Genomic DNA, 9,226 nt, shown 5'->3' with positions numbered 1-9,226 from the left:
GTTCGGCCGCTTGTGCGGGACGGACCTCCCCGAGTGGTCGGTTGCTCGCGCAGTTCCTCGCGCCCCCAGCGGCTGCGCCCCTGGCGGCTGCGCCGCACGAGGCTGCGCCCCTGGCGGCTGCGCCGCACGGCGGCTGCGTCGCCGGAGCTCGCCGCAGGCGGCTCGTTGGGGGTGCAGAAACGGCACTCCGCGCACGCGGAAGGGAATGGCGCAGGTGTACGCACGGGCGGAGCCCAGGGCATGCCAGGATGGTGCCATGGCGAAGACCGGCATGACGACGAATCAGGGGCTCCGCTCGGCGATCGAGCGCAGCGGCTACTACCCCGCCCTCGTGACCGAGGCGGTGGAGATCGCCCTCGGCACCGAGGAGGTCGTCGCGTTCCTGGTGCACCAGGAGACCACCTTCGACCAGAACGAGGTGCGCCGGCACGTCACCGTGCTCGTGCTCACCCCCACCCGATTCATCGTCAGCCACACCGACGAGCAGTCCGCCGACGACAGCTCGCCCGCGCCCTTCGCGACCACCTCCACCGAGAGCGTCAAGGTCGGGCGGATCTCGTCCGTCGTGCTCAGCCGGGTGGTCGCGGACCCGGAGAAGTACAAGCCGGGCAGCCTGCCCCGCGAGGTCGTGCTCACCATCGGCTGGGGCGCGGTCTCCCGGATCGACCTGGAGCCGGCCGGCTGCGGGGACCCCAACTGCGAGGCCGACCACGGCTACACGGGTTCCACCACCGCCGACGACCTGTCCATCCGGATCAGCGAAGCCGGTGACGGGCCGGAGACCGTGGCGCAGGCGCTGGTCTTCGCCAAGGCGCTGTCCGAGGCCACGGCCGCCGTCCAGTGACCGCACAGTCCCACCTGCCGCTCCAGCCCGCCGCCGCGCCGGCGCCCGCCTACGGACACGCCGCGCTCGCCGACCTGCTGCCCGCGATCGCCGCGGGCTTCGGGCTGGGCGAGTCCGACGGCGTGCCGGCGACCGGGCTGCGGCTGCCGCCCGCCGACCGGGTCTGCGTGTTCCTGGTGGACGGGTTGGGCTGGGAGCTGATCAAGTCGCACCCCGAGGAGGCGCCCTTCCTCACCTCGCTGCTGCCCGGCTCCCTGGCCGGCAGCGGTCGTCCGCTCACCGCGGGCTTCCCGGCCACCACGGCGACCAGCCTGGCCTCCGTGGGCACCGGCCGGCCGCCCGGCGAGCACGGGCTGGCGGGCTACCTGGTGCGCATCCCCGGCGAGCGGCGGCTGATGAACCAGCTGCGCTGGCAGCCGCACGTCACCCCGCGCAGCTGGCAGCCCTACGGCACGGTCTTCCAGCGCTGCCACGCGGCCGGGGTGAGCACCTGTCAGGTGTCCTCGCCCACCTTCGAGTTCACGCCGTTGACCGAGGTCGCCCTTTCGGGTGGAAGCTTTCTCGGCCGCCTCACCGGCGAGGAGCGCATGGACCTCGCCGCCGAGCGGCTGGCCTCCGCCGACCGGGCGCTCGTCTACACGTACTACAGCGAGCTGGACGGCATGGGCCACCGCCACGGCGTCGCCTCCGACGCCTGGCGCGGCCAGCTGCGCGCCGTGGACCGGCTCGCGCAGCGCCTCGCCGAGCAGCTGCCGCCGCGCTCCGTGCTCTACGTCACCGCCGACCACGGCATGGTCGACGTCCCCGACGCGGGGCGGCTCGACTTCGACGCGGACGAGGAACTGCGGTCGGGCGTCCTGCTGTTGGGCGGTGAGGGTCGCGCCCGTCACGTCTACGCCCAGCCCGGCGCCGAGGCGGACGTGCTGGCCGTCTGGCGGGAGCGGCTCGGCCGCGACTTCTGGGTGGCGAGCCGAGAGGAGGCGGTGGCCGCCGGCTGGTTCGGTCCGGTCGTCGAGGACCGGGTCCTCGGCCGCATCGGCGATGTCGTCGCCGCCGCCCGGGAGGACGGCACCAAGGGCACGATCGGCGCGGTGACCGCCACCCGGCGCGAGCCGGGCGAGTCCACGATGGTCGGCCTGCACGGCTCGATGACGGCGATCGAGCAACTGGTCCCGCTCCTCGAAGTCCGTCGCTGAACCCCCTCCCCTTCCGTCCACGCTTCGAAAGGCGTTGCTGTTCCCCATGGCTGAGCTGGTCTTCTTCTCCGGAACGATGGACTGCGGAAAGTCGACCCTGGCCCTGCAGATGGACCACAACCACGCCGCCCGCGGCCGCCGGGGCGTCATCTTCACCCGCAACGACCGCGCGGGCGCGGCCACCCTCTCCAGCCGCCTCGGCCTGCGGACCGACGCGGTCGAGGTGACGGACGACCTCGACTTCCACGCCTACGTCGTCCAGCTGCTCAGCTCGGGCGCCCGCTGCGACTACCTGATCTGCGACGAAGCCCAGTTCTTCGCCCCGGCACAGGTGGACCAACTCGCCCGCGTGGTGGACGACCTGGGCATCGACGTGTTCACTTTCGGGATCACCACCGACTTCCGCACCCGGCTCTTCCCGGGCTCGCAGCGGCTCGTCGAACTCGCGGACCGGGTGGAGGTGCTCCAGGTCGAGGCACTGTGCTGGTGCGGAGCCCGGGCCACCCACAACGCCCGCACGGTGGGTGGGGTGATGGTCGTTGAGGGCGCGCAGGTCGTCGTGGGCGATGTCGCCGTGAACGCCGACGAGATCGGCTACGAGGTGCTGTGCCGACGGCACCACCGCCGCCGGCTGACCGCTGCGACGGCACAGGCGGGAGTGCTGTCCCCGGACGTGCTGCCCTTCGAGGACGCCAAGTAGCCTGTCGGCGGCCCCCGTTCAGGAGCGCTGCAGCTGCACGAGGGCGAACGGGCCGCCGTGGGGATCGCGCAGGGACAGCGAGCCCGCGCACGAGGGGACGTCGGACCTCGCCCCCAGACCGCGGGCGGTCCGCTCCGCCTCGGCCAGGTCGGAGACCGCGAAGTGCACCCGCCAAGCCGGCGCCTCGTCGGGACCGGCCCGGTGGACGCCCGCGACCGCGATGCCGTCCGCGCCGGCCAGCAGGGTCCGTTCGCCCGCGCCGTCGAAGCGGTGCACCTCGGTGGAGCCGAAGACGCCGGTGTAGAACTCGACGGCCCGGGCCACGTCCAGCGTGGCCAGTTCGCTCCAGGCCGCCGTGCCCGGCTCGTCCCGGACCGCCCAGCCGAGGTGGGCGTGCCCCTCCCAGACGCCGAAGACCGCGCCGTCCGGGTCCGAGGCCACGACCAGCCGGCCGGCCGCGTCGGAGTCGAGCGGACCGAGGGCGACGGTGCCGCCGCAGTCGCGGATGCGCCCGGCGACCTCGTCCGCCGAGTCCGCCGCGAAGTAGGTGACCCAGTCCACCGGGAAGCCGAGTCGGGCGTCCACGACGCCGATCCCGGCGACCGGGCGGCCGTCCACGGTGGCCCGGGCGTAGGGGCCGAGTCGGAGCGGTCCGGGGGTGTAGTCCCAGGAGAAGAGGCGGGCGTAGAAGTCCTGTGCGGCGTCGAGGTCGGTGGTCATCAGGCTGACCCAGCAGGGAGCGCCCTGGGTGTGGCGCACGCCCGCCCCGGCAGTCGTCGCGGCGCCGCCGGTCGTCGCTGCCATGGCCAAGCCGCCTTCCGTCCCGGTCGCGTGTCCCCCGGTCATCATGTCGCGGCCGGGCGAGGGTGGCTACCGTCCACGCCCGGGGGAGCAGAATGGCCCGCATGGACCACTCGACGCGCTCGCCTCTGATCGAGGCGGACCACCTCGCGGCCGCGCTCGCCGACGGGCAGCGGCCCGTCCTGCTCGACATCCGCTGGGCCCTCGGCGGTCCGCCAGGGGCGGAGGAGTACGCCAAGGGGCACCTGCCCGGCGCGCACTTCCTGGACCTCGACCGCGATCTCGCCGACCCGCCCGGCCCGCGCGGACGCCACCCGCTCCCCGACCCCGACCGCCTGGGCGCGGCGCTGCGCCGGGCGGGCGTCTCCGCCGACCGCGACGTCGTCGTCTACGACGCGGGACCGGCGACCTCGGCCGCCCGCGCCTGGTGGCTGCTGCGCTGGGCGGGACACCGCCGGGTCCGCGTGCTGAACGGCGGTCTGGCCGCCTGGACGGCCGCGGGCCACCCGGTCACGACGGAACTGCCCGAGCCCGGAGTGGGGGACTTCGTCCCCCAGCCCGGAGCGCTGCCGGTGGTGGACGCCGACCAGGCCGCGGAGCTGGCCCGGACCGGCGTCCTGCTGGACGCCCGGGCGGGGGAGCGGTACCGCGGCGAGGTCGAGCCGGTGGACCCCAAGGCCGGCCACATCCCGGGCGCCCTCTCCGCCCCGACGACGGAGAACGTCGGCCCGGACGCCCGCTTCCTGCCGGCGGAGGAGCTGGCCGCGCGCTTCGAGCGGATCGCGCCCGGGGTGACGGAGTTGACGGACCGCCAGGTCGCGGTCTACTGCGGTTCCGGAGTGACCGCGTCGCACCAGCTGCTGGCCCTGGAACTGGCCGGCGTGACCGCCGCGCTCTACCCGGGCTCCTGGTCCGAGTGGTCCGCGGACCCCACCCGCGAGGTCGCCACCCAGAGTTAGCCCCGGAGGGGCTAACGCCGCGTGCGCAGGATGCCGCGGTCGTAGGCCGTCGCGACGGCCGCCGCGCGGTCCTTGACGCCCAACTTGGCGTAGATGTGGGTGAGATGGGTCTTCACGGTGGCCTCGCTGATGAAAAGCTCGCGGGCGATCTCCCGGTTGGGCGTGCCCTTGGCCACCATCACCAGCACCTCCCGCTCGCGGGCCGACAGGGTTTCGTCCGCCGCGGCCGGAGGCCTCCGCACCGCGGTCACGAGCCGCGACGCCACCGCGGGGGAGAGGACCGTGCGGCCTTCGGCCGCCGCGCGCACCGCCGCGAACAGCTCCTCGCGCGGCGCGTCCTTGAGGAGGTAGCCGGTCGCGCCCGCCTCGATCGCGGGCAGTGTGTCCGAGTCGGTGTCGTACGTCGTCAGCACCAGCACGCGGGCGCGCACGCCGCGCCCCGCCAGCTCCCGGATGGCGTCGACGCCGCCCCCGCCGGGCATGCGCAGGTCCATCAGCACGACGTCCGGGTCGAGTCGGGCCGCCCGCGTCACCGCCTCCACACCGTCGGCCGCCTCGCCGAGGACCGTGAAGCCGGGGGCGGACTCGAACATCCCGCGCAGACCGTCGCGGACCACGGGGTGGTCGTCGACGATCAGCAGGCTGATGACGGGCCGGTCGGCGGAAGCGTCACTGATCATGGGGGACCAACGGTACGCGAGCCGAGATCGCCGTGCCGCCGCCCGGCTCGGATTCGACCGTCACCTGCCCCGCCACCCGCTCCGCCCGGGCGCGCATGCCGTCCAGGCCGAAGCCTCCGGTCCCGCTGCGGGCGGGCAGCGCGAGCGGGTCGAAGCCCTGGCCGTCGTCCCGTACGTCGAGCGCCACCTCGCCCGCCATGAAGGAGAGGGTGACGCCGAGCCGGGTGGCCCGGGCGTGGCGGGCGGCGTTGGACATGGCCTCCTCGGCGATGCGCAGCAAGGTGGCCTCGATCTCCTCGTGGAGCGGCTCGGCGGTGCCGGTCAGGGTGAACTCGGCCCGCAGACCGGTCCGTTCGGACCAGCTGGCGACGGTGCTGCGCAGCGCGTCGGGCAGGGAGGCGTCCGCGAGGGCGGCGGGGGCCAGGTTGTGCACCGAGCGGCGGGCCTCACCCAGGCTGTGGCGGGCGAGGTCGGCGGCCTGGTCCAGGTGCCGGCGGGCCAGCTCCCGGGTCGGGGCGTTCGCGACGACCTGGAGCTGGGCGATGATCCCGGTCAGGCCCTGGGCGATGGTGTCGTGGATCTCGGCCGCCAGCCGCCGCCGTTCGTCCGCGATCCCGGCCTCCCGTGCCTGGACCAGGAGTTGGGCGTGCAGGGCGGCGTTCTCCGCGAGCGCCTCCTGCAACGCCCGGTTGGTGCGCTCCAGTTCACCGATGGTGGCCGCCTGCGCCCGGGCCCGCGCCTCCACCAGCGTGTCGAGATGGATCATGACGAGGACCATGCCGCCGTTGACCGCCAGCATCGCCCCGAACAGCGCCCAGCCGCCGGTCCCGTGCGGCGGGAAGCCGCCGGCCTGGGAGCCGGCCAGGACGACCGCCGTGACGAAGAGGCCGGGCTTGATCAGCCGACGGGGCAGCAGGCGCTCGGCACCGAAGTAGCCGGAGGCGGCATAGAACGCGAAGAACGGGTTCAGCACGCTGAGCGCGAACGCGACGGCCCAACGGGTGAAGTAGTAGCAGACGCTCGCCGTGGACGGCGCCTTGGCGAGCTGGTCCGTCCGCCCCCACCACAGCTGCAGGATCAGGCCGATGGCCACCAGGGCGCCCGCGACGTACCACTCGGTGCGGTTCCAGTGCACGAGCGAGGCGGTGCCGAGGGCGACCAGCACGGAGAACAGCAGCAGGACATAGGGGCCGTGGCGGTGGAACGCGGCCCAGCGCTCCTCAAGGACGGGAGCACTCGCCACGGCTTCCTGTGGCTGCTCGGCTGTCATGATCACCCGTCCAGTCTGCACGGGCAGGGCAGCGCTTCCCACCGGCTCACTGCCAGCGGAACCAGCGGACCGCCGCCGCCGAGAGGACGGCCGTCCACAGCGCGAGTACTCCCAGGTGGGACCAGCCGGGCCAGTTCCCGGCCGCAGCCTGGTTCAGTGCCTGGGCGGCGGCGCCGAAGGGCGTCCACGTGACGATCTCGGCAAGGACGTGCGGCATGGCCTGCACCGGCACCCAGACCCCGGCGGTGAACATCGACGGGAAGAAGACGGCGGAGCCGATCGCGTTGGTGACCTTGGTGTTCCGCGAGCGGGCCGAGACGAGGGCGCCGAGCGCGAGCGAGACAAGCACCGCCAGGACCAGGGCCAGCAGGTAGCCGGCCGCATGCCGGGGAAGTGCGACGCCGAAGGCGAGCCGGCCGACGGCGAGCGAGAGCAGCGCCGCGCACAGGGCGGCTGCCCCGTGGATCGCCATCTGTGCGCCGAGCAGTCCGGCGGGCCGCGCGGGCGTGGTCGACATCCGGCGCAGGATGCCGCGTTCGCGGTAGCCGGTGAGAACCGGCGGCATGGACTGCAGCCCCGCGACGATCATCGAGAGCAGCACGCTGACCGGGACGTAGGCGTCGATCAGCCGCAGACCGCCGAGCTCCTTGTTCGCCTCCCGGAACGGCGGGATGCAGCCGAGGATCACCAGCAGCAGCACCGGGAAGACGAAGATGCCGAAGAGCCCGCCCGGCTCGCGCCGGAACAGCCGCGCCTCGGCGCGGAACACGGCGGCGCCGGCCCGGGGCCGTGCCGCGGCGGTGGAGGGGGTGCTGCTCATGGCTGTCGGGCTCCCGTCAGGTCGAGGAAGGCGTCGTCCAAGGTGGAGTCGGACACGCGGAGTTGATGCGCCGTGATGTGGTGGCGGGCGAGCAGCGTGAGCAGCGCGTCGACCGTCTCGTCGGTGCCGTGGAGGGTCACCCGGCCGTCCCGCTGCTCGACCGAGGCCAGCGCCGGGAGCACGGCGAGGGCGTGCTCGTCCACCGGAGCGGAGGGCGTGAAGGAGACGACGGTGGACCCCGCCGTCCGGCTGATCAGCCCGGCGGGGGTGTCGAGCGCGGCCACCCGCCCCCGGTCGATGACGGCGACGCGGTCGCAGAGGCGTTGCGCCTCCTCCATGAAGTGGGTGACCAGCAGCACGGTGACGCCGCCCGCGCGCACGTCCTCGATCAGCTCCCAGGTGTCGCGCCGGGCCCGGGGGTCGAGCCCGGTGGTCAGCTCGTCGAGAACGACCACCCGCGGGTCGCCGAGCAGGGCCAGGGCGATGAAGAGGCGCTGCTTCTGACCACCGCTCAGCTTGGCGAACCGGGTGCCGAGCGTCTCCGTGAGCCGGAGGCGCTCGGCGAGCGGCCGCCAGTCGAGGGGCCGGGGATAGAACGCGGAGTAGAGCTCCAGCGCCTCACGGACCGTCAGCTTGGGCTGGATCTCGCTCTCCTGGAGCTGGGCGCCGAGGATCCGGGTCAGCTGCGCCCGGTCGCGGGCCGGGTCCAGCCCGGCCACGCGCACCCGCCCCTCGTCCGGCCTGCGCAGCCCCTCCACGCACTCGACGGTCGTCGTCTTGCCGGCCCCGTTCGGCCCGAGAATGCCGAAGATCTCGCCCTCGTCGACGGCGAACGACACCCCGTCGACGACGGCCCGCCCCGCGTAGCTCTTGCGTACCCCGCTGACCTCGATGAGCGGTCCGGTAGCACTGCCGTGTCTCGTCTGCATACGTCGAGCATCCCGGCCCCCGCCCTGCCCCGGCATCGCCCGACCCGCCCGACCCCCGATCAACCGATCGGCTGATGCCTGTCAGACGATCGGCGCCGGGGGGCGGTCGCCTCACCGGGCAACGGGCGGAGCCCGTGCCGCCCGGCTGGGCGGCACGCCGCCCCTGCCGCCGGAGCTGAACCCGCGGGGGCGGAGCTCCGCTGCGCCCCTCCCCACCCAGCCCCGACCGCCGCGTTCCGGAGGACCGGGCGGACCGGGTGCCGTGGCCAGGTCGTACCCCCGCGCGGTCGGGGACGGGCGCGGCGCACCCGTGCTGCCCTTCGGAATCCGCTGCCGGGGATGGGGGGTTGACCGGCTGGCGTGAGGGTGGCCGCTTGCGCGGGCAGCCAGGCGGCCGGGCGGGTGGGTGATGGGTGCGGGGTGCTCGTCTGCTCGTCGGCGTCCGCTGCCGGGGATGGGGGTTGACCGGCTGGCGTGAGGGTGGCCGCTTGCGCGGGCAGCCAGGCGGCCGGGCGGGTGGGTGATGGGTGCGGGGTGCTCGTCTGCTCGTCGGCGTCCGCTGCCGGGGATGGGGGTTGACCGGCTGGCGTGAGGGTGGCCGCTTGCGCGGGCGGCTGCGCGGGTGGGTGGTGGGTGCGGGGTGCCCGTCTGCTCGTCGGGGTCCGCTGCCCGGGATGGGGGTTGACCGGCCGCCGTGAGGGTGGCACTCCTGGGCGCCCGCGCCGCGAGGCTGGGCGACTGATGACGCAGCGGGCGCGGTGGACAGGCGGCCCATGTCCGTGCGAAGCCTGGCGCCGGCAAACGGCCGGTTACCCAGCGGCGTGGCCGGAGCCAGAGCTCGGGGTGACGGTCAGTCAGACTTCTTGCGGCGGGTGCCGAAGACGATCTCGTCCCAGCTGGGGACGGCCGCGCGGCGGCCGGGGCGGACGCCGTCCGCCTCGGCCTGGCGGTCGGTGGAGCCGATGAGGCGGTCCCGGTGCGGGGTCGCCGTCCGGGGCATGAGGATGTCGGCGTACGCCGCCCCCGC

The 9,226-nt window shown here is 74.4% G+C and carries 9 protein-coding genes and 1 pseudogene; 4 read left to right on the top strand and 6 right to left on the bottom strand.

Annotated features, from left to right (window positions below; all coding sequences use genetic code 11):
- The first annotated feature begins 256 nt into the window (after positions 1-256).
- The 3 genes from ACFP3V_RS23260 to ACFP3V_RS23250 are packed head-to-tail and all read left to right on the top strand — an operon-like array spanning position 257 to position 2,740.
- Positions 257-844 carry a DUF5998 family protein gene (locus ACFP3V_RS23260; protein WP_380586731.1) on the top strand — a complete coding sequence of 196 codons (588 nt, stop codon included), beginning with the start codon at positions 257-259 and terminating at the stop codon, positions 842-844.
- Positions 841-2,040 carry an alkaline phosphatase family protein gene (locus tag ACFP3V_RS23255; protein ID WP_380586728.1) on the top strand — a complete coding sequence of 400 codons (1,200 nt, stop codon included), beginning with the start codon at positions 841-843 and terminating at the stop codon, positions 2,038-2,040. Before ACFP3V_RS23260 ends, ACFP3V_RS23255 begins: the two co-directional genes overlap by 4 nt.
- Positions 2,041-2,086: 46 nt before the next feature.
- Positions 2,087-2,740 carry a thymidine kinase gene (locus tag ACFP3V_RS23250; RefSeq protein WP_380586725.1) on the top strand — a complete coding sequence of 218 codons (654 nt, stop codon included), beginning with the start codon at positions 2,087-2,089 and terminating at the stop codon, positions 2,738-2,740.
- Positions 2,741-2,758: 18 nt separating this feature from the next.
- Here the strand turns inward: ACFP3V_RS23250 and ACFP3V_RS23245 are convergent, their stop codons facing one another.
- Positions 2,759-3,544 (bottom strand): VOC family protein, encoded by a 786-nt coding sequence (locus ACFP3V_RS23245; RefSeq protein WP_380586722.1) that lies wholly within the window; start codon positions 3,542-3,544, stop codon positions 2,759-2,761.
- Between the two features lie 101 nt (positions 3,545-3,645).
- Here ACFP3V_RS23245 and ACFP3V_RS23240 point away from each other — a divergent pair, with 101 nt between their 5' ends.
- The gene (locus ACFP3V_RS23240; RefSeq protein WP_380586719.1) at positions 3,646-4,500 is read left to right on the top strand and encodes a sulfurtransferase; all 855 of its coding nucleotides are present in this window, start codon (positions 3,646-3,648) and stop codon (positions 4,498-4,500) included.
- A gap of 11 nt (positions 4,501-4,511) precedes the next feature.
- Here the strand turns inward: ACFP3V_RS23240 and ACFP3V_RS23235 are convergent, their stop codons facing one another.
- The 5 genes and pseudogenes from ACFP3V_RS23235 to ACFP3V_RS23215 all read right to left on the bottom strand — a co-directional run.
- Positions 4,512-5,180: a response regulator gene (locus ACFP3V_RS23235; protein WP_380586717.1), complete on the bottom strand. Its 669-nt coding sequence runs from the start codon at positions 5,178-5,180 to the stop codon at positions 4,512-4,514.
- A complete protein-coding gene (locus ACFP3V_RS23230; protein WP_380586734.1) occupies positions 5,170-6,450 on the bottom strand; it encodes a sensor histidine kinase in 1,281 nt (426 codons plus the stop codon). The genes ACFP3V_RS23235 and ACFP3V_RS23230 overlap by 11 nt, the downstream gene beginning before the upstream one ends.
- Before the next feature lie 46 nt (positions 6,451-6,496).
- Positions 6,497-7,270, bottom strand: a complete 774-nt coding sequence (locus ACFP3V_RS23225; protein ID WP_380586714.1) for an ABC transporter permease — start codon at positions 7,268-7,270, stop codon at positions 6,497-6,499.
- Positions 7,267-8,199: an ABC transporter ATP-binding protein gene (locus ACFP3V_RS23220; RefSeq protein ID WP_380586711.1), complete on the bottom strand. Its 933-nt coding sequence runs from the start codon at positions 8,197-8,199 to the stop codon at positions 7,267-7,269. The genes ACFP3V_RS23225 and ACFP3V_RS23220 overlap by 4 nt, the downstream gene beginning before the upstream one ends.
- Positions 8,200-9,049: 850 nt before the next feature.
- A pseudogene (locus ACFP3V_RS23215) lies at positions 9,050-9,226 on the bottom strand (septation protein SepH); the annotation flags it as partial.

The organism is Streptacidiphilus monticola, assembly GCF_042658505.1.
GTDB lineage: Bacteria > Actinomycetota > Actinomycetes > Streptomycetales > Streptomycetaceae > Streptacidiphilus > Streptacidiphilus monticola.
The sequence above is the reverse complement of the archived record's forward strand: the minus strand, read 5'-3'. Positions and strand labels throughout refer to the sequence as shown.